At 52.5% G+C, this 20,413-nt stretch carries 16 protein-coding genes; 2 read left to right on the plus strand and 14 right to left on the minus strand.

From position 1 onward, the window contains the following. Nucleotides 1–349: 349 nt before the first annotated feature. Complete coding sequence (gene chaB / locus EX31_RS09380; RefSeq protein ID WP_037034418.1) at nucleotides 350–583, minus strand: putative cation transport regulator ChaB; 234 nt, start codon at nucleotides 581–583, stop codon at nucleotides 350–352. Between the two features lie 471 nt (nucleotides 584–1,054). On the opposite strand from chaB, the gene chaA reads away from it, so the two are divergent. Continuing rightward, nucleotides 1,055–2,155: a sodium-potassium/proton antiporter ChaA gene (gene chaA, locus EX31_RS09385; protein ID WP_037034419.1), complete on the plus strand. Its 1,101-nt coding sequence runs from the start codon at nucleotides 1,055–1,057 to the stop codon at nucleotides 2,153–2,155. Between the two features lie 117 nt (nucleotides 2,156–2,272). On the opposite strand, the gene phoH is transcribed toward chaA, so the two are convergent. From phoH to putP, 7 genes are all read right to left on the minus strand, one after another. Next, nucleotides 2,273–3,061, minus strand: coding sequence for a phosphate starvation-inducible protein PhoH (gene phoH, locus EX31_RS09390; RefSeq protein ID WP_013575764.1), 789 nt, complete (start codon nucleotides 3,059–3,061; stop codon nucleotides 2,273–2,275). Between the two features lie 63 nt (nucleotides 3,062–3,124). Then, nucleotides 3,125–3,538 (minus strand): hypothetical protein, encoded by a 414-nt coding sequence (locus EX31_RS25290; protein WP_072012271.1) that lies wholly within the window; start codon nucleotides 3,536–3,538, stop codon nucleotides 3,125–3,127. Between the two features lie 183 nt (nucleotides 3,539–3,721). Further along, nucleotides 3,722–4,870, minus strand: a complete 1,149-nt coding sequence (locus EX31_RS09395) for an N-acetylmuramoyl-L-alanine amidase (protein ID WP_037034420.1) — start codon at nucleotides 4,868–4,870, stop codon at nucleotides 3,722–3,724. A 170-nt stretch (nucleotides 4,871–5,040) separates the two neighbouring features. Then, complete coding sequence (efeB, locus tag EX31_RS09400) at nucleotides 5,041–6,336, minus strand: iron uptake transporter deferrochelatase/peroxidase subunit (protein WP_037034421.1); 1,296 nt, start codon at nucleotides 6,334–6,336, stop codon at nucleotides 5,041–5,043. Between the two features lie 151 nt (nucleotides 6,337–6,487). Further along, entirely contained in the window at nucleotides 6,488–7,615 is a 1,128-nt protein-coding gene (gene efeO / locus EX31_RS09405) for an iron uptake system protein EfeO (RefSeq protein ID WP_037034422.1), read from the minus strand. Nucleotides 7,616–7,659: 44 nt separating this feature from the next. Then, the gene (efeU, locus tag EX31_RS09410; RefSeq protein WP_037034423.1) at nucleotides 7,660–8,511 is read right to left on the minus strand and encodes an iron uptake transporter permease EfeU; all 852 of its coding nucleotides are present in this window, start codon (nucleotides 8,509–8,511) and stop codon (nucleotides 7,660–7,662) included. Nucleotides 8,512–8,758: 247 nt separating this feature from the next. Further along, a complete protein-coding gene (putP, locus tag EX31_RS09415) occupies nucleotides 8,759–10,243 on the minus strand; it encodes a sodium/proline symporter PutP (RefSeq protein ID WP_037034424.1) in 1,485 nt (494 codons plus the stop codon). Nucleotides 10,244–10,753: 510 nt separating this feature from the next. Between putP and putA the strand changes: the two genes are divergently transcribed. Beyond that, nucleotides 10,754–14,728 carry a trifunctional transcriptional regulator/proline dehydrogenase/L-glutamate gamma-semialdehyde dehydrogenase gene (gene putA, locus EX31_RS09420; RefSeq protein ID WP_037034425.1) on the plus strand — a complete coding sequence of 1,325 codons (3,975 nt, stop codon included), beginning with the start codon at nucleotides 10,754–10,756 and terminating at the stop codon, nucleotides 14,726–14,728. 514 nt (nucleotides 14,729–15,242) lie between these two features. On the opposite strand, the gene tcyN is transcribed toward putA, so the two are convergent. From tcyN to EX31_RS09450, 6 genes are all read right to left on the minus strand, one after another. Then, nucleotides 15,243–15,995 carry an L-cystine ABC transporter ATP-binding protein TcyN gene (gene tcyN, locus EX31_RS09425; RefSeq protein WP_013575772.1) on the minus strand — a complete coding sequence of 251 codons (753 nt, stop codon included), beginning with the start codon at nucleotides 15,993–15,995 and terminating at the stop codon, nucleotides 15,243–15,245. Continuing rightward, nucleotides 15,992–16,660, minus strand: coding sequence for a cystine ABC transporter permease (gene tcyL / locus EX31_RS09430; protein ID WP_013575773.1), 669 nt, complete (start codon nucleotides 16,658–16,660; stop codon nucleotides 15,992–15,994). Before tcyL ends, tcyN begins: the two co-directional genes overlap by 4 nt. 70 nt (nucleotides 16,661–16,730) lie before the next feature. Further along, a complete protein-coding gene (tcyJ, locus tag EX31_RS09435; protein ID WP_015690037.1) occupies nucleotides 16,731–17,531 on the minus strand; it encodes a cystine ABC transporter substrate-binding protein in 801 nt (266 codons plus the stop codon). A 135-nt stretch (nucleotides 17,532–17,666) separates the two neighbouring features. Further along, entirely contained in the window at nucleotides 17,667–18,677 is a 1,011-nt protein-coding gene (locus EX31_RS09440; protein ID WP_037034426.1) for a D-cysteine desulfhydrase, read from the minus strand. Nucleotides 18,678–18,865: 188 nt separating this feature from the next. Beyond that, nucleotides 18,866–19,372, minus strand: coding sequence for a flagella biosynthesis regulatory protein FliZ (fliZ, locus tag EX31_RS09445; protein WP_013575776.1), 507 nt, complete (start codon nucleotides 19,370–19,372; stop codon nucleotides 18,866–18,868). 54 nt (nucleotides 19,373–19,426) lie between these two features. Further along, a complete protein-coding gene (locus EX31_RS09450) occupies nucleotides 19,427–20,149 on the minus strand; it encodes an RNA polymerase sigma factor FliA (protein WP_013575777.1) in 723 nt (240 codons plus the stop codon). Nucleotides 20,150–20,413 lie beyond the last annotated feature (264 nt).

Below are 20,413 nucleotides of genomic sequence, written 5' to 3' on the forward strand. Positions count from 1 at the left end.
CATTCCCCCTTCGGTACGACTTACTTTTGAACATGCCATGCTGTTAACGCTGTGTTCTCCGTTATCGTGAGTTTCATTTAATAACGCTATCGGACAGTTTTCGCCTGAGCTTCAGGCCGCGGGGCAAATTTATTAGGAAGTTTCGTATACCCCTGCTGAATGAAACCTTATTCGTTTCTTTCGTTGCAATCAAGGTTGAGAGCGATCACAAAACGAAAATAAAGTGATTATTTTATGAACATTGCATGAATGTTGATATTTAGGGAGGGAATAAAACAAAAACAGCGGGAACCAGGAGGCCGGGCAGACCTTCTGGCAGGCGCGGGATCGCCCTCACCTGCCATTCATATCAGGACTTCTTAGGATGCCACTTATCGTCATCTCCTTTTTTATACCCATGTTTCACAGCGGCCCAGGCAACTTTATGCGCTGCTTCCTCACGCGAGTCATCGCCCTGCCGGTCTTTAGGTTTTTTATACTCATCCCAGGCGCTGTTAAACGCTTCCTTATAGATATCCTGCGCATGGGCAGGAAGCACATTGCGCACGGATTCAGGCAACGCTGAGCGGTTCTGATAAGGCATAGTCGTCTCCTTTTTCATAGCGTTCATCGCATTGATATTTTTTATGTGCGGCGTCTGCGCACAGGATAAAGTCTAGCTGCTACCCTCAAAGGACGCTGCCAGATTATTCTCGTTATCGGGCCGCTGACTGCACATTTCCTCCATTAAATTGTGTGGGTATCCTGATGATTTACATAAACTGACGCATAATCGCCATATTACTACAATAGCGATATAATACATTGTTTTTAAATGACTTAATATTTTAACAAAACGAATTATTAGGGTGTTTATTGCTGGTTAATTCAGATTATTCCCTGATAAACAATTGATATGTCATTTTTTATGCATTAACAATGACTTTATCCTGTTAATAGATTAATTTATCTACTATACTTAACAGGTTAGACCTTTATGCTGCCAGGCATTTTTCTGACAACTGACAGACAGGCGGTTGTTATTACGTGAGCGTTTATAAGGAGAATAATCATCATGGTGTCTTCACAGGAACATCCAAAAATCAAAACCCGCCATCAGGAATACTCCCTGGTTTTTCCCATCGCTGCACTTATCGTTCTCATCCTCTGGGGCAACAGCAGTAACTTTGCCTCGGTTGTCGGTATCAATTTAATCGCGCTGGTCGGTATCCTCGCCAGCGCCTTCAGCGTGGTGCGTCATGCCGACGTACTGGCACATCGTCTTGGCGAACCTTACGGGTCGTTGATCCTCAGCCTTTCAGTGGTCATCCTCGAAGTCAGCCTGATTTCGGCCCTGATGGCGACCGGCGACGCCGCCCCCGCGCTGATGCGTGACACGTTGTTCTCGATCATCATGATTGTTACCGCCGGTCTGGTAGGCGTTGCCCTGCTGTTGGGCGGGCGCAAATTTGCGACACAATATGTGAATCTCGGTGGGATCAAACAGTACCTGATGGCGATATTCCCGCTGGCGGTGATTGTGCTGGTGCTGCCTGCCGCGTTGCCGGCGGGCAATTTCTCGACGCTACAGGCGTTGTTTGTCGCGATGATTTCAGCCGCCATGTACGGCGTATTTTTGCTTATCCAGACCAAAACCCATCAGAGCCTGTTTATCTACGAGCATGAAGATGAAGGCGAAGAAGACGGACACGGAAAACCGTCTCTGAAAAGTAACCTGACGCATACGCTCTGGCTGATTGTCCATCTGGTGCTGGTTATCGCAGTGACCAAGTTCAACGCCAATCCGCTGGAAAGCCTGCTGACCGAACTGAATGCTCCTGCGCAGTTCACCGGCTTCCTGGTCGCGTTACTGATCCTTTCACCGGAAGGTCTGGGCGCACTGAAAGCGGTACTGAAAAATCAGGTACAGCGCGCCATGAATTTGTTCTTCGGCTCCGTGCTGGCGACGATTTCACTGACCGTTCCTGCGGTGACCGTCATCGCCACCCTGACAGGTCAGGATCTGATTTTCGGCCTGGATCCGGCGAATATTGTGGTGATGCTGGCGGTGCTGATCTTGTGCCAGATTTCATTCTCCACCGGCCGTACCAATGTATTAAACGGTACTGCGCATCTGGCCCTCTTCTGCGCCTACATGATGCTAATTATGCTTTAAATCTTCATCCTTCGGGTTGCCGCCCTGATACAACCCAAATGATTTTGATTGAATGAAGAACGATAAAAAGAAAGGCCGCTCAACTGAGCGGCCTTTTTCATGGGAGGAATGGGAGAATTAAGAGTAGGCGTGGAGAGTGCGTTTACACAGCTCTGAACGCACGCAGTCCTCTTTGCCAAATTCAATGATGCCAATCATCTCGTCTTCTTCGAAGCGAGACATTGCATCGCTGAGCCCCGATACTACGCCGCGTGGTAAATCGCACTGGGTAATATCACCGTTAACAATCACCGTCACATTTTCACCGAGACGGGTCAGGAACATTTTCATCTGGCTGGCCGTGACATTCTGCGCTTCGTCCAGAATAACCACCGCATTTTCGAAAGTACGCCCGCGCATATAAGCGAATGGCGCAATTTCAACCTTCCCTATTTCCGGTCGCAAACAATATTGCAGGAATGATGAACCCAGACGACGTAACAGAATGTCGTAGACCGGACGGAAATAAGGCGCGAACTTCTCAGAAATATCACCGGGCAGGAAACCGAGATCTTCATCGGCTTGCAATACCGGGCGCGTCACAATAATCCTGTCGATTTCTTTGTGAATTAATGCCTCTGCCGCTTTCGCAGCGCTGATAAATGTTTTGCCGCAACCGGCTTCACCGGTGGCAAAAATTAACTGCTTATTCTCTATGGCTGATAAGTAATGACCTTGAGCTTCAGTACGCGCTTCGATGACGGACGTATCGCGGGAGTCGCGAGCCATGCCGATCGATTCCAAACCGCCCATCTGTACTAATGACGTCACAGATTCTTCCTCGCGCTGGCGGTGACTACGTGAATCACTACGAATAACACGTTTTGCTTCACGACGAGCTTTGATCACTGCTTTCTGTCTTCCCATAGTGGCACCTTACAGTTTGATTCACTTAACGCTAAGGCATAATGCCCGCACGGTTATGTTTCACTAACAAATGAGGTTTTGGTCTCCTTTTAGACCAAGTGGAGCCAATGAATAACGTGAAGAGGAAAAGAAACCAAAGGGATTAACGGAAAGTCTTTTGGTTGTTTTCTGTTCACGAGGAGGCATTGTCAAAAGTGTCAATAATGACAAACCGCTGACCCATACAATGAAAATTCCAGAATAAAAGCCAGTGATATTCACATCATTTTGGTAAACATTTACGGGGTCAGTTAAAGAACAGGGTTGAGGTTGAGTGGATGATATTTTTTGCAGCAAGCGGTAGGAAAAAGTTGAAAGTAAAGGTTGAAATATTAGAGAGTCGGAAGCCTGGCCCTCGTTTGCATTTAAGCGACAACAACGAGTGAATGAGAGAAGTGTGTTATTTTCGATCAACAGCCCAAACATGGACTTTACCATTCGCGCTCCCCGCAGTGTTATTAACGGCACCTGCCGTACACCTCGTGAAAACTACCGCTTATAAATGTCAGTATAATGACAGCTGAAACATTTGCGTTACCAAAATGTAAAAAAGTTTGTGGCTGACGTCAATAGGATCATGAGGATCTTTTTCAGATCCTCTTTAATCGTGCTGAATTTCTCTCAGCCCAGCAGATTATTTTTCTTTTCATTGATGAAGTAACTGTTAATGCCTTCCGCCAGCGCATGCGCCATTTTCTCCTGAAACACCGGCTCACCCAGTAATTTTTCTTCCTGTTTATTGGTGATGAAGGATGTCTCCACCAGCGCGGAAGGAATGCGCGGGGATTTCAGTACCGCAAATCCCGCCTGTTCAGGATGCGGACTGTGCATGTGATGCACTTTACTAATAGTTGTCGCCAGATGATGGCCAAAATTCAGGCTGCGATGAATGGTTTCGTGCTGGTCGAGATCAAACAGCGTTTCTTTAAGGTATTGATCGTCGGTTTTAAAATCGTTGTCATACAACACATCTGCGCTGTTTTCGCTTTGCGACAAATAGCGCGCCATCGCACTGCCCGCGCCGTGTTCAGACAGCGCGAAAACCGACGCACCGGAGACCTGATCGTTGGTAAAACCGTCGGCATGAATTGAGATAAACAGATCTGCCTCATGCTGATGCGCCAGGCTGACGCGGTGATACAGCGGAATAAATACGTCATCCTGGCGCGTCAGCACCGCCTGAATACCGTGCTGTTGATCAAGCAAGGTTTGCAGTCGTTTGGCGATGTGCAACACCACGTGTTTTTCATACGTGCCTTCGTTGCCGATCGCGCCCGGATCCTTTCCGCCATGCCCCGGATCAATCATCACCAGCAGCGGTTTCTTTGCCCGAGGTGCAGCGGTGGTGACGGGCAAAATCGCGGCGTCAGGGCTTTCTCCGGATATCGTCACGTTCAGCACACCGTTTTCCGTGCTGCGCGTAATCTGCGGTTTACCGTTCACCTGCAACACAATGCGCGCCACTTGCGGGCTGAAGTGAGCAATCCTCCCCTCTTTTATCCACGAAAATTTCTGCCTGACCACCGTCAGCGCATGCTCCAGTTCCGGTGGAAATGACGCCATCGGCATATCAATCACCACTCTTTCCGGCGCACTGAGCATAAACACCCGGCTGTATTTATCCGCCGCCGGTAACGCCAGGTGAATCTGACTGGCGTCTGATGTCATGGTAATGCGCACGGCTTTTTGGGCGGCATACAGGCGTGGTGCCGTCAGGGAAAGTCCGATGCCAAAGATCAGTAATTTTCTGCGGGCATGGTTGATGGTCATAACAGTCTCGGAGCAGGCATCGTAATAAATCAGTTTGACGATTTATCATCATGACATTGCTGAGATTTTTTGGGATGCAGCGGAGTATTAACAGGCGGTGAATTGCGTAACGAAGCGTAAAAAGGATTTCTGGATTGAGCTTCTCCCCCTTCGCAGGGGGAGGCATTAAATTACGCTTCGATTAACGATTGGCCGAGATAGTGGCTTTCATCTTTATTCCCCGGCAGCGTGAAGAAAAAGCCGCCGCCATTCGGACGGATATACTCTTCAAGCGCTTCGCCATTCAGGCGTTTCTGCACGGTCAGGAAACCTTTTTCCAGGTCATGCTGATAACAGACAAAAATCAGCCCCATTTCCAGTTGCCCGGAATGGGTCACGCCAAGCGAATAGCTGTAGCCACGGCGCAGCATCAGGTTTTCATCGGTGGCTTTGGTACGCGGATTCGCCAGACGGATATGCGAATCAAGGCGGATGGTCTTACCTTCCGGGTCTTTTTCGTAATCCGGCACATCGTGCTCCTTTTCCATCCCCAAAGGTGCGCCGGTGGCTTTGTTACGCCCGAAAATAGACTGCTGCTCCTGCAACGGCGTACGGTCCCAGGATTCCACCTTGAACGGGATCAGACGTGTGGCCTGATAACTGCCGCCAAGCGTCCACGCTGGTTCGCCCTGACCTGCGGTGACCCAGACGGTTTTATCCATCAGTGGTGTGTCTTTCGAGTCAGGATTCGCCGTGCCGTCTTTAAAGCCCAGCAGGTTAATCGGCGTTTCTTTGCCCTGACTGCGCGCTGCGTGGGACGAAATAAAGCCGTCACGACGCCAGCGCACGCTGAGTAAATCCGGTGTGTACTTGATGATGTCACGCAACGCATGCACCACCGTATCGTTGTTGTTGGCACAGATTTGCAGTGACAGGTCACCGTGACAAAGTGTGGCATCCAGTGAATCATTCGGGAAACGCGTCATGCGCTGCAATTTCAGCGGCTTATGCGGCGCTAATCCAAAGCGCTCATCGAACAGGGAATCCCCCACCGACAGCGTCATGGTCAGGTTATCCGGGTAGATTTCTGCACCCATTACGCCGGAATCCATCGGCGGGAATTTCGGATCCATTGAAGGTGCGGTGCCACCCTTGGTCAGGAAGGCAAACCGTGAATCAAGGAGACGGAAAAGACGCTCCAGATCGGCTTTGTTGGTGGCCAGCACGTCAAAGGAAACCAGCATCATCGACGCCTGTTGTGGCGTTAAAATCCCTGCCTGATGCTCGCCGTAATAAGGTTGCCTGCCCCAGCGTTCGTCCGGGGAAACCGTGCCTGGCGTGTACTCTTTTTTTGCGCCGGGTGTTTTCTCAGCCTGCGCCGTGACAGCACCGCCCAGGGCAAATGCCCCGCCTAACAATCCCACACCTTTCAGTAAACTGCGGCGGGAAGAAGAAACGTCGTTCTGATTATCGTTTTTGTGACTCATTGCTATGCCTCGGGAATTTAAAAGCTCCCTCCCCTGCGAAGGGGAGGGTTGGGGTGGGGTATTACGGTCAAAAACAAAAGTTGAAGCGTGCTTCAGCCAGTGTATGGTCTGCTAAACCCCCTCCCAGCCTCCCCCTCGCAGGGGGAGGAGTTTAATCTAAACCAAGCACACCGCGCAGTTTGGACAAGTCTTCTGCCAGCGTGGTGATCGGCCCTTTCATTGCGTTACGGTCTGCATCAGACAGTTTTTCATAATTCTCGTAACCGTCTTTGGTTTTGTATTTATCCAGCAGCGCATCGACGGTTTTGAAGTTAGCGTCGATTTTATCCAGCAACGGTTTATCGGCTTTGACCAGTAACGGACGCAGCAGATTGACGATTTTTTGTGCGCCATCAAGGTTGGCACGGAAATCCCACAGGTCAGTGCGGCTGTAACGGTCTTCTTCGCCGCTGATTTTACTGGCGGCCACTTCTTCAATCAGGCCCGCCGCGCCGCCGACCACTTTGCTAGGCGGGAAAGTCAGGTCTGCGATACGTTTTTGCAAATCAACGGTATCGGTATAAAGCTTGTCAGCAAAGGGGTCGGTGCCTTTGGTGGTTTTGTCCGCGAAGAGGATTTTCTCCAGACGGTGGAAACCGGTGAAGTTAGGATCTTCGGCTTTTTTCTCGAAATCATCTTCACGGGCGTCGATGCTGCCGTCCAGATCAGAGAACAGTTCGGCAATCGGTTCGATGCGCTCATAGTAAACACGGGTTGACGCGTAAAGGGATTGTGCCTTCGCCAGATCACCCTTCTTCACTGCGTCGGTAAAGGCTTTGGTATGCGCCACCAGTTCAGCGACCTGCTGCGTCACATAGACTTTGTATTCTGCAATCGGGCCAACCAGCGCCATGGCGTCAGGCTTACCGGAAGCGGCTGTCCCCTCGGCGGTGACAGTCAGTTTGCCTTTCGGATTGCTCAGCAAGCCACAGGTCATGTCGTATTCGCCCGGTTCAAGGTTAGCCGTCATTTTCTGCGTGAAACCCGGTGCCACGTTTTCACGTTCTTCCACCACCATCACGCCTTTCAAAATTTCCCATTCCAGGTTTTTCTGACTGTTGTTATGGATAACAAACTGGGTTTTACCGGCGGGCACGGTCAGCGCCATCGGTTCACATTGTTTGTCGTTAACAGCAATTTTGACCTGACGAACATCAGCAGCCAGCACGTTGGCGCTCAGCGCAAAAGCCGGCAGGGATAACAGTGCAATCTGTAAAGCTTTACGGCGAAAATGTGTCATGTACAACTCCGTGACAAAGGCAAGATGATGGAAAGGTTTAAGGATCAACGTCGTGTTTTTTGCCCGGCAGAGGCCGGCGCGGCCACAGGCGATTTACCTTGTGGCATAAAGAACAGGAACAGCGCAGGGATCAGATACAGGAAGTACACCGCGACCTCACTGACCGTCGGGGCTTCCTGATAGCCAAACATCCCTTCCAGCAACGTGCCGAATAAAGAGTGCGTGGATAATGTGCCGCTCAGATCAAAAGCAATATCCTGCATACGGTTCCACAATCCGGCTTCGTGGAAAGCGCGAATAGCCCCCGCAGCCAGCCCGGCGGCGACAAACAGAATGAACAGGCTGGTCCATTTGAAGAACTTCGCCAGATGCAGCTTCACCCCGCCGTAGTAAATCAGGAAACCCAGCACGATGGCCGCGCCAAGCCCGAGCACTGCGCCGATCGGCGCTTCGATGCCGACGTCCTGCTGGAAGGCCGCCAGCAGGAAAAACACCGATTCCAGACCTTCACGCGCTACCGCAAAAAACACCATCGCGACCAGTGCCCAGCCCTGACCGCGGCCGGAATTCAGCGCATGATCAATCGCCCCTTCCAGATGCACTTTGATAGAACGCGACACTTTGCGCATCCAGAACACCATGTAAGTCAGGATGCACACCGCAACGACGGCGACAATACCTTCAAACAGCTCCTGCTGTTTTTGTGGAAACTCACCGGTCGTGGCATTGATGAAAAGACCGAGCGCCAGACAGAGTGCGGCAGCGATGAAAACGCCAATCCAGACCACACCGAGCCACTGCCCGCGTTGCGTCCGTTTGAGATAGCTGGCAATCAGGCTGACGATCAGTGCAGCTTCCAGCCCTTCGCGAAACATAATGAGAAACGGAACGAACATGACGAGCTCCCGAGCCCTGAATTCTGACGAACAACAGAATGTGTAAGGTCTCTGTAAAGAAAAGTAAAAAGAAACGATAGTGATTATCATTCTTGCCAAAAGAAATACAAGAGGTAACCGATCCTTTTTTTGAAGCGTGATCGGTAAATAGACAGGAAAAATCAGGTCAGGGGGTTTATCCGGCGGAAAATGCTGAAAACCGGGGGCTGAATGCCCCCGGTCTGAGTGTCATAAAAGTAAAATACCGTTAAATAGTATTATATTCCGCTTCCGCAACAGTGAAGCGCTGTTCCACGGCGGCGGAAGGTTTACGCCCCGCCAGGCTGACAATCCAGATAGCCAGTGACGCGAAAATAAAACCGGGAATGATTTCATACAGTTCGGCCCAGCCGTATTGTTTCCACAGGATCACTGTCACGGCACCGACGATCATGCCTGCCAGTGCACCGTTACGTGTCATACGTTTCCACATCACGGAAATCAGGATCACCGGGCCGAATGCTGCGCCAAAACCGGCCCATGCATAACTGACTAAACCGAGAACACGGTTTTCCGGATTGGCGGCCAGCGCAATCGCGACCAGCGCGACAACCAGCACCATCGCACGCCCTACCCACACCAGTTCGCGCTGGCTTGCGTCTTTGCGCAGGAAGGCTTTATACAAATCTTCGGTAATGGCGCTTGAACACACCAGCAACTGACAGCTCAGGGTACTCATCACCGCCGCCAGAATAGCGGACAGCAAAATACCGGCAATCCAGGGATTAAACAGAATTTTCGTCAGTTCGATGAACACGCGCTCACCGTTTTGCGTCACGTTGCCCGCTTCGCCCGGATTATTGCTGAAGTAAGCAATCCCGAAGAATCCTACGGCAATGGTGCCCGCCAGACACAAAATCATCCATGTCATGCTGATACGGCGCGCGCTGCGGATAGTTCGGTGAGAATCGGCCGCCATGAAGCGCGCCAGAATATGCGGCTGACCAAAATAGCCCAGCCCCCAGCCCAGCAATGACAAAATCGCCACCAGATTCATGCCCTTGAACATATCGGTGTATTCAGGGTTTTTGGCATTGATTACCATCATCGAGGTATCAATACCGCCAACTGCGAGGATGACGATAACCGGTGTCAGGATCAGCGCGAAAATCATCAGGCTGGCCTGCACGGTATCAGTCCAGCTGACTGCCAGAAAACCGCCGATAAAGGTATAAATGATGGTCGCCGCCGCACCAGCCCAAAGTGCAGTCTGGTACGTCATGCCGAAGGTGCTTTCAAACAGACGTGCACCGGCCACGATGCCGGAGGCACAATAAATGGTGAAGAACACCAAAATCACAATCGCGGAGATAATGCGCAGCAGCTTGCTGGAATCTTCAAAACGATGGGTAAAGTAATCCGGCAGTGTCAGCGCATTATTGTTGGCTTCAGTGTGCACACGCAGCCGCCCTGCCACCAGTTTCCAGTTCAGGTACGCGCCGATGGTCAGGCCAATGGCGATCCAGCTTTCCGAAATCCCGGAAATAAAAATCGCCCCCGGTAATCCCATTAACAGCCAGCCGCTCATGTCAGAAGCACCGGCTGAAAGCGCCGTCACCACGCTGCCTAAACTGCGTCCGCCCAGAATATAATCATCAAAGTTTTTGGTTCGTAGATACGCGATGAGCCCAATAAAAATCATCCCGAAAATATAAACACAAAACGTCACCAGCATCGGTGTGTTCATTGTCATTCCATTCTCCACTTCTTATTTTTTGCGATGTTGTCCGGCAGCTGTCTGTCCTGAAGCACTCCACCAGAAGTGCCGCTAAAAACCTGCCGGGGCGAGATGATGGCTGAAACCCTGTAAGGTTGCAGCAAGACTCTCCATATTTTTTACGTAGTCACTGACTCTGTGTGGTTTTTGTTCAAAATTACTGTCGGGCCGGATACTGGTTTAGCCTGATCCACTTTTCAATATTTTTAACATTTCAAATACACAAAATTCACGCTCCATCACAGTTATCCGCAATACCGGTTGTACTTTGCACTGACAAAAGTTGCACCTGATGCAACCTTTGACATTCCCGTCAGGAGAATGCAGGCAAGATCCATGCCGTTATTTTATTGTTAAAAATGCCAGACAAATCACAACAGGCATACTTCATGCATTAACAGGGTTGCACAAGGTTGCAACATAGAAGATATTGCTCAGCATAAAATAACGAATTCACCTGAAATTTTTTATATGGAGTGTTTGCGCATGGGTATGACGACGATGGGCGTGAAGCTGGATGAAGGTACACGCGACAGGCTGAAAGAAGCGGCTCACAAAATTGATCGCACGCCGCACTGGCTGATCAAACAAGCGATATTTTCCTATCTGGAACGACTGGAAAATGGCGATACACTGCCGGAAATTCCGGCGCTGAATGGCGCTGCGCCTGAAGGTATGGAAGATGTCGCTGTGCAACTGGTTCAGGAAGCCCATCAGCCGTTCCTAGATTTCGCCGAGCAGATCCTGCCACAGTCAGTCAGCCGTTCTGCCATCACTGCCGCCTATCGCCGCCCTGAACCTGAAGCCGTGTCGATGCTGCTTGAACAGGCGCGTTTGCCTGCCCCGCTCAATGATGCTGCGCTGAAACTGGCTGCTGACATTGCCACCAGACTCAGGAACCAAAAGAGTGCAAACGGCCGCGCCGGTATGGTGCAAAGCCTGCTGCAGGAGTTCTCTCTGTCTTCTCAGGAAGGCGTGGCGCTGATGTGTCTGGCGGAAGCGCTGCTGCGTATTCCCGACAAACCGACCCGCGATGCGTTAATCCGCGACAAAATCAGCAACGGTAACTGGCATTCGCATCTGGGCCGCAGCCCGTCGCTGTTCGTTAACGCCGCGACCTGGGGTTTGCTGTTCACCGGCAAGCTGGTGGCGACGCATAATGAAGCGAGTCTGTCAAAATCGCTGAACCGCATTATCGGCAAAAGCGGCGAACCGCTAATCCGTAAAGGTGTGGACATGGCAATGCGCCTGATGGGAGAGCAATTCGTGACCGGCGAAACCATCGCCGAAGCGCTGGCCAATGCCCGCAAACATGAAGAAAAAGGTTTCCGCTATTCCTACGACATGCTGGGTGAAGCCGCGCTCACCGCGAAAGACGCGCAGGCCTATTTGCAGTCCTATCAGCAGGCGATCAATGCCATCGGCAAAGCCTCCAATGGTCGCGGCATTTATGAAGGCCCCGGCATTTCCATCAAGCTTTCCGCCCTGCATCCGCGTTACAGCCGTGCGCAATATGAGCGTGTAATGGAAGAGTTGTATCCGCGCCTGCTTTCACTGACCTTGCTGGCACGCAGTTACGACATCGGTATCAACATCGATGCCGAAGAAGCTGACCGCCTGGAAATCTCTCTCGATTTGCTGGAAAAACTCTGCTTCGAACCGGAACTGGCGGGCTGGAACGGCATCGGCTTCGTGATTCAGGCGTATCAGAAACGCTGCCCGATGGTGATTGATTACCTGACCAGTCTGGCTCAGCGCAGCCGCCGCCGTCTGATGGTTCGTCTGGTGAAAGGTGCGTACTGGGACAGCGAAATTAAGCGCGCACAAATGGACGGTCTGGAAGATTATCCGGTTTATACCCGCAAGGTTTACACCGATGTCTCCTATCTGGCCTGCGCCCGTAAACTGCTGGCCGTGCCGAACCTGATTTATCCGCAGTTCGCGACGCATAACGCCCACACCGTGGCGGCGATTTATCAACTGGCCGGTAATAACTATTATCCCGGTCAGTACGAATTCCAGTGCCTGCACGGTATGGGTGAACCGCTGTACGAGCAGGTGGTGGGGAAAATTTCTGACGGCAAACTGAACCGCCCGTGCCGCATTTATGCCCCGGTCGGTACACACGAAACACTGTTGGCGTACCTGGTACGTCGTCTGCTGGAAAACGGCGCGAATACCTCCTTTGTTAACCGTATTGCCGATGCCACGCTACCGATCGATGAACTGGTTGCCGATCCGGTTCTGGCGGTCGAAGCGCTGGCCGCCAGCGAAGGTCAGGTCGGGTTACCCCATCCGCGAATCGCCCTGCCGCGCAATCTTTATGGCGACAAACGTGTGAATTCTGCCGGTCTGGATATGTCCAGCGAGCACCGTCTGGCCTCCCTTTCCAGCGCCCTGCTGCAAAGCGCCAGCCACCCGGTCAAAGCGCAGCCGATAATTGATGCGCAAACGGACGACGGCGAATTTCTGCCGGTGATCAACCCGTCTGAAAATACCGATATTGTCGGGTATGTTCGCGAAGCGACAGAAGCTGAAATCAGCCGCGCGCTGGATGCCTCAACCGCTGCCGGGTCAATCTGGTTTGCGACGCCTCCCGAAGAACGTGCCGCAATTCTGCAACGGGGTGCAGAACTGATGGAAGCGCAGTTGCAAAACCTGCTTGGCGTGCTGGTGCGCGAGGCGGGAAAAACCTTTAATAACGCCATCGCCGAAGTGCGTGAAGCGGTGGATTTCCTGCATTACTACGCCGGGCAGATCCGCGAAGATTTCGCCAATGACACGCACCGTCCGCTGGGGCCGGTGGTCTGTATCAGCCCGTGGAACTTCCCGCTGGCGATCTTTACCGGTCAGATTGCTGCCGCGCTGGCCGCCGGGAACAGCGTGCTGGCAAAACCCGCTGAACAAACGCCACTGGTCGCTGCGCTGGCCGTCAGCATTCTGCATGAAGCCGGAGTTCCGGCAGGCGTATTACAGTTGCTGCCGGGCCGGGGTGAAACGGTCGGTTCGCAACTGGTCAATGACGAACGTGTACGCGGCGTGCTGTTTACCGGTTCGACGGATGTCGCGGGTATTCTGCAACGCAACATCGCCGGTCGTCTGGATCTGCAGGGGCGTCCGACGCCGCTTATCGCCGAAACCGGCGGGCTGAACGCCATGATTGTCGATTCTTCCGCGCTGACCGAACAGGTAGTGACGGATGTGGTCGCGTCGGCTTTCGACAGCGCCGGTCAGCGCTGCTCCGCCCTGCGCGTGCTGTGTATTCAGGACGACGTCGCCGACCACACGCTGCAAATGCTGCGCGGTGCGATGGCGGAATGCCGGATGGGCAATCCGGAGCGCTTGTCTACGGATATCGGGCCGGTGATCGACGCCGAAGCCAAAGCCGGTATCGAAAAACACATCGATGCGATGCGCACCAAAGGCCGTACTGTGTATCAGGCTGCGCAGGAATTTACGGCTGACCAGCAGGAATGGAGCCGCGGTACCTTTGTTAAACCGACGCTGATCGAGCTGGAAAGCTTCGATGAGATGAAGAAAGAAATCTTCGGGCCGGTGCTGCACGTGGTGCGTTATGCCCGCCAGGATCTGGATAAGCTGATCGGTCAGATTAATGCCGCCGGTTATGGCCTGACGCTGGGTATTCATACCCGCATCGATGAGACTATCCATCGCGTTACGCAGCAGGCACACGTCGGCAATATGTACGTGAACCGCAATATGGTGGGTGCTGTCGTGGGTGTGCAACCTTTTGGCGGCGAAGGCTTGTCCGGCACCGGTCCGAAAGCCGGTGGCCCGCTGTATCTTTATCGTCTGCTGAGCAGCCGTCCGCAAGACGCCGTACAGCAAACCCTGTTACGTCAGGATCGCGAACTGCCGCTCGATACCTCCGTGCGCGAAGCCTTGCTGGCACCGCACCGGGCGCTGCAACAATGGGCAACGGAGCAGAAACACCGTGAGGAGTTTGTCGCAGTTTGCGAACGTTTCGCCCAAACCAGTCAGGGCGGCACCTTGCGCACACTGCCGGGACCAACCGGCGAGCGTAACACTTACGCACTGTTACCGCGTGAGCGCGTTCTGGCACTGGCGGATAATCAGGAAGATGCCCTGACCCAGCTTGCCGCTGTCACCGCGACAGGTTGCCGCATTCTCTGGCCGGAAGCGCCATTGCAACGTGATTTGTTCAACATCCTGCCAAAAGCGGTGCAGGCGCGAGTCGATTTCGCCAAAGACTGGCAGAACGATGCGCAGGTATTTGATGCAGTGATTTATCACGGTGATGCGGATCAGTTGCGCGAACTTTGTCAGACCATTGCGCAGCGTCCGGGCGCCATTATATCGGTACAGGGCTTTGCGCGCGGCGAGGATAATATTCTGCTGGAACGCCTGTTGCATGAACGTTCACTGAGTGTGAATACGGCAGCCGCCGGGGGAAATGCGAGTCTGATGACGATCGGATAAAGCAGGTGTTGCAGGAGAGCCGCTGCAAGTGGGCGGCTTTTAAAAAGCCTGAGGAAACTTTTTGGATTTCAGTTGCAGTGAAGGCTGGATCGAGACAGTTTCGGTTTCTCAATAACGGTAATGACGCGGCCTTTCGCGCCGAAACCGACCAAAGAGGGCTATGACGAGCCCTCTTTGGAATCTCCACGTTTTAAACTCCCCGCTATCGCCCGCACGATCTTAAATTCAAAACCAATCGGTTTTGATATCAAAATGAGTGAGGTTGCGAACTAAAAGCCGGAGGCCGGTTCCAAAATCCTGCCGTAACGAGAGGTGAAAAACCGCGAGTCTTTTTGCGCGGGTTGTAACCCGAGTGCAGGGCACCGCGCAGCGGCGGGATTTTGCGGCTGTCACCTCGTTCGCTGAAACATAGCCTCCAGCGAAGCGCGCAGTGAAAGAGCCGGGGGGGGCTTGGGGGACGGCGGCGATAAGCCGCCCCCCAAGTCGGTGTGGGCCGACGCCCACGGTTTTGATTTCAGTGGGCCAGGAACTTCTCCAGGAACTGTTTCGTCCTGGCATGTTGCGGATTCGAAAACAGCTCTTTCGCTGGCCCCTGCTCCACGATTTTCCCCTGATCCATAAAAATAGCGCGGTCTGCCACGTCACGGGCGAAACTCATTTCGTGGGTCACAATCACCATGGTGCGGTGCTCAAGTGCCAGTGCGCGGATAGTGTTGAGCACTTCACCCACCAGTTCCGGGTCGAGCGCGGAGGTCGGTTCATCAAACAAAATCACTTCCGGGCTCATCGCCAGTGCGCGGGCGATGGCAACGCGTTGTTGCTGGCCACCGGAGAGACGTCGCGGATAGGCATTTTCTTTGCCGCTTAACCCGACCTTTTCCAGGAGCTGACGTGCTGTGGCGATGGCTTTTTCTTTTGACTCGCCCTTCACAATCACCGGTCCTTCGATGATATTTTCCAGGACTGAACGGTGCGGGAACAGGTTGAAGTTCTGGAAAACAAACCCCACCTGCTTGCGCAGCTCACGAACGTTATTCTTCTGTTTACTGAGCGGCTTACTGGCATCAATTTCGATATTGCCGACTTTTATGGTGCCGCCGTCCGGCTCTTCCAGAAGGTTAATGCTGCGCAGCAAGGTGGTTTTACCTGAGCCGCTTGGCCCGATAATCGCTACCACTTCGCCGGCGTTGACCTGTAAATCGATACCGTGCAACACCGTCTGTCCGTGGAATTTTTTTGTCAGTTGCTTTACGTCAATGGTACTCATGAAGGCTCCTGATCCTGACGGTTAACGCGGTCTTCCAGACGGTTTTGCAGGAAGGATAAAACGGTCGCCAGCACCCAGTAGATAACCGATGCGGCCAGATACATGGTGAACACTTCCAGCGTGCGCGACGTCACAAGCTGTGCCTGACGGAACAGTTCCGGCACCTGGATGGTCGCAGCCAGCGAGGTATCTTTTACCAGGCCGATAAAGCTGTTACCGAGCGGTGGCAGCGCAGTGCGGGCGGCCTGCGGCAAAATCACGCGGCGCATGGTCTGCCACGGATTCATACCAATACTGGCCGCCGCTTCCCACTGCCCTTTTTCGATGGACGAAATCGCCGCACGCAGGGTTTCGGAGGTGTAGGCTGCGGTATTGAGCGACAGGCCAATCATGGCTGCCGGGATAGGATCCAGCTCGATGCCAAACTGTGGCAGTCCGTAGTAGATCATAAACAATTGGGCGATCAGCGGCGTGCCACGGAAAACGGAGACGTAAAAACGCGATAACCATGACAGCGGCCAGAAATGCGAAAGGCGCATCAGCGCCAGCACGAAGCCCAGGATAAGACCGAACACCATTCCGCCCAGACTGAGCTGGAGCGTAAACAGTGTTCCTTTCAATAAAAATGGTGCTGAATCCAGCACCAGTTGAATACTTTCTTGCATCCGATAAGAACCTTATGGATCAGTTCGTAATGAGCCGGAGCGCCAGTCTGACGCTCCGGTTTTACGGGTATTATTTTGTGACGTCAGCACCAAACCACTTTTCAGAGATTTTGGCGAGCGAGCCATCTTTCTGCATTTCAGCAATCGCTTTGTTGATAGCAGCCAGCAGCTCCGGGTTGTCTTTGCGAATGGCCACGCCAGATTCCAGACGGGAGAACGGTGCGCCTGCAACGGCTAAGGTATCACCGGTTTTCTTCACCAGATCCAGTGCTGCCAGACGGTCAACCAGAATGGCGTTGATACGGCCTACGCGCAGATCCTGATATTTAGTCGGGTCATCATCATAAGTACGGATGTCCACGCCCTGCACATTCTCGCGCAACCATTGCTCGTAGTTACTGCCCAGACCTACGCCGACTTTTTTGCCTTTCAGATCTTCAGGTTTAGTGATGGTGCCTTCCTGACCTTTTTTAGTCAGCGCCTGAATACCGGAAACGGTGTATGGGGTAGAGAAGTCATATTTTTTCTCACGCTCAGGCGAAATGGTCACCTGATTGATCACCACATCAATACGTTTGGATTCCAGCGAAGCCAGCATGCCGTCCCATTTGGTCGGTTGCAGTTTCGCTTTAACGCCCATGTGCTGCGCCAGTGCATCGGCGAACTCGACTTCAAAGCCGGTCAGTTTGCCGTCTTCACCCTGGAAACTGAACGGAGGGTAAGTCCCTTCCAGCCCGACAATCAAGGTGCCGCGATCTTTGACTTTCTTCAGTAACCCTTCGTCAGCAAAAGTATTGCTGACCATGCCTGCTGTCAGCGTGACCGCAACAGCACCCAGAAGTAAACGACGACGCAGTGTAGAAAAACCCATATTCACCTCAGTTATAGTTAGTTATAGAACGCTATATCCCCTACGAATTTGCGCACAGTAGCACCCGCCGCGTCAGTTATCAGGAATATAATTCTATAATCTTAGCTCAAAAAAGCATAAGCGGATTTTAGAGTATTAAACCTGCGGATGATACGCAAACAGTGCCGGTGCACCGCCGGTGTGAATGAACAGGATCGGGCCTTCATCCGGGAACAAACCACGCGCTATACCGTCGAGCAATCCGGCCATCGCTTTGCCGGTATACACCGGATCCAGCAGCATGGCCTCCTGCTCCGCCAGCAATTTCACGGCGGCGGTTCCGGCTTCATTTGGCTCACCGTAGCGTGGCGCAAAATATTCGTCCCACAAGGTAATTGACGGCGTTTTCTCACCCAGTTGTAATTGTGTTGTCACTTCCCGGGCGATGGTTTCAACTTTGGGACGCTGGGCATCGGCACTGCGCGACACTGTTACACCAATCAGCTGCGTGTCTGGCATTAAATGTTGCAAAGCGACGGCCAGACCAGCGTGCGTACCGGCGCTGCCCGATGCCACCACCACGGCACTGAAATCCACAAAACTGGCCGAAGACTGCTCGGCGATTTCCAGCGCGCACTGCACGTAGCCGAGTGCACCAAGCGCATTGGAACCGCCAACCGGCACGACATAGGGACGAAAACCTTGTGCTTCAAGACGTTCGGCTTGTTCTGCAAGCTGCGCCATCGGGTCATCAAGCGCATCGCACATCACCACTTCCACATTGAACAGATCCAGCAGCAGACGGTTGCCGTTGCTCAGATAATTGACTTCTGTGGTGCCGATCGGGTTTTCCAGCAACGCAACGCATTTCAGGCCCAGTTTGGCGGCCACGGCGGCGGTCTGGCGTACATGGTTTGACTGAATGGCGCCAGCGGTCACCAGCGTATCCGCGCCTTCTGCCAGCGCAGCAGCGGCCAGATATTCCAGTTTGCGCAGCTTGTTACCGCCCATCGCCAGCGGCGTGATGTCATCGCGTTTAATGTAAATGTCACGTCCGGCGTATTCGGAAAGACGATGCAGTTTTTCCAGCGGCGTGGCGCTGCCCAGTAAATCGATCCGATCGAAGGCTTCCAGCCGGGTTTTAAGCAAAGAAATTTTAGCAGGCACGATGTTCCCCTGACGCACAGCACGGTGCCGCACGAAGTCGTTATAGTCGAAGTTGGTTTGAGTTTAGAGACAGGTTATTGAGTAAGTATATAAAGAATTTATAGAAACTGCGGACAGATTCAAGACAAAAAAACAGGCTCCCGGAGGAGCCTGTTTGTGCATTGCGTGTCAGTCTGTCTGAGATCCGATTACGCGGATTTCTGCCAGGCCAGATACTGGTCGTATTTGCGCAGGGCAATACGGTAGTTGTCATGACCCGCCACCGGCAAATCATTGATGATCCGCTGGTGGATACTGTCCCCTGAAAGTTTATCCAGAGGATAGTTGTTTGCAGAGAGGATTTCATCCAGACGGCGGAGGCGGACAACATACTCGCGCACCGTGCTGTGATTCATCTCAGTCTGCTCAAACAGATATTGCTTAAACGCCATAATGTCAAAATAGGACGAATGGCTGTTACAGCTTATCTCACTGCAAAAACGACACAGTGCGGTCAGTTCCTGCGACAGGTTGTGCCACACGTCATCATCAATAGGCTGGTCCATCTTGGCGATGGCCTCTTTATTGATGATTTGCCCGCGAAACACCAGTGCCATCCTGTCGAGTTCTTTTGCACACTGTGAGCAATGAGTCTGACTGTGTTTAAAATCTTTAAGATAACGGCTTAAAGGCCTTGTTTTGATTCCCGCTGGCATAAATTTATTCCTGATAAGGGATATAAAATGTATAACCGGCCAGGAAAAAGCGGATCAGTGGTCGTTGGCCAGGCGTGTTCGCAAACGCTTAATCGCCTGACTGTGGAGCTGGCTTACACGGGATTCCCCGACGTCCAGCACCGCCCCGATCTCTTTTAAATTCAACTCTTCCTGGTAGTAAAGCGTAAGTACCAACTTCTCCCGTTCAGGTAACGCATCGATAGCTTCCATCACCCGGTGGCGTAAATTACCCTCCAACAGATGATGTAACGGGTTGGCCTCTTCGTGCCCTTCCATCAATGCCTCGGCAGTATCGCCGTGCTCTTCGCGCCATTCGTCATAAGAAAACAACTGGCTACTGTTCGTATCCATTAATATCTGCCGGTATTCCTCAATGGGAATATCCAGCACCTGCGCCACCTCTCCTTCACTCGGCGGTCGCCCTAATTTCTGTTCTGCGCTATGCATCGCCTGGGACACTTCACGCGCATTACGTCTGACACTACGCGGCACCCAGTCGCGGCTACGCAACTCATCGAGCATGGCGCCGCGAATACGCTGAACGGCATACGTCGTAAACGCCGTCCCCTGCATCGCATCAAAACGCTCAACCGCATTTAACAGGCCGATCCCGCCCGCTTGCAGTAGATCATCAAGCTCTACGCTGGCGGGAAGCCGCACCTGCAAACGCAGGGCTTCATGGCGCACAAGCGGAACATAGCGCTGCCACAAAGAATTTTTGTCTATCACGCCGTCGGCGGTATACAGATCGCTCACTGTCGTAACCTGGCAAATTTAGGGTCAGTATCATTGTGCCAGTGATAATCGCTAATCAATCGGCTGAATAAGGCCTGAAAAACGCGGTTATTTTGATTATGTCTCGCAGATTCTGTTTGCAGACGTCCGCCGGTAACACCGTAAACGATTGACTAAAAAACAATCACAACATAAAGATTATCTTAAATTATACCAGCGAATGCCCCGCATTAATCCTTAAGAATGGTAAATTTTAGTTAAAAAAAACCCCGCCGGAGCGGGGTT

The organism is Rahnella sp. WP5, from assembly GCF_000745615.1.
Classification (GTDB): Bacteria; Pseudomonadota; Gammaproteobacteria; order Enterobacterales; family Enterobacteriaceae; genus Rahnella; species Rahnella aceris.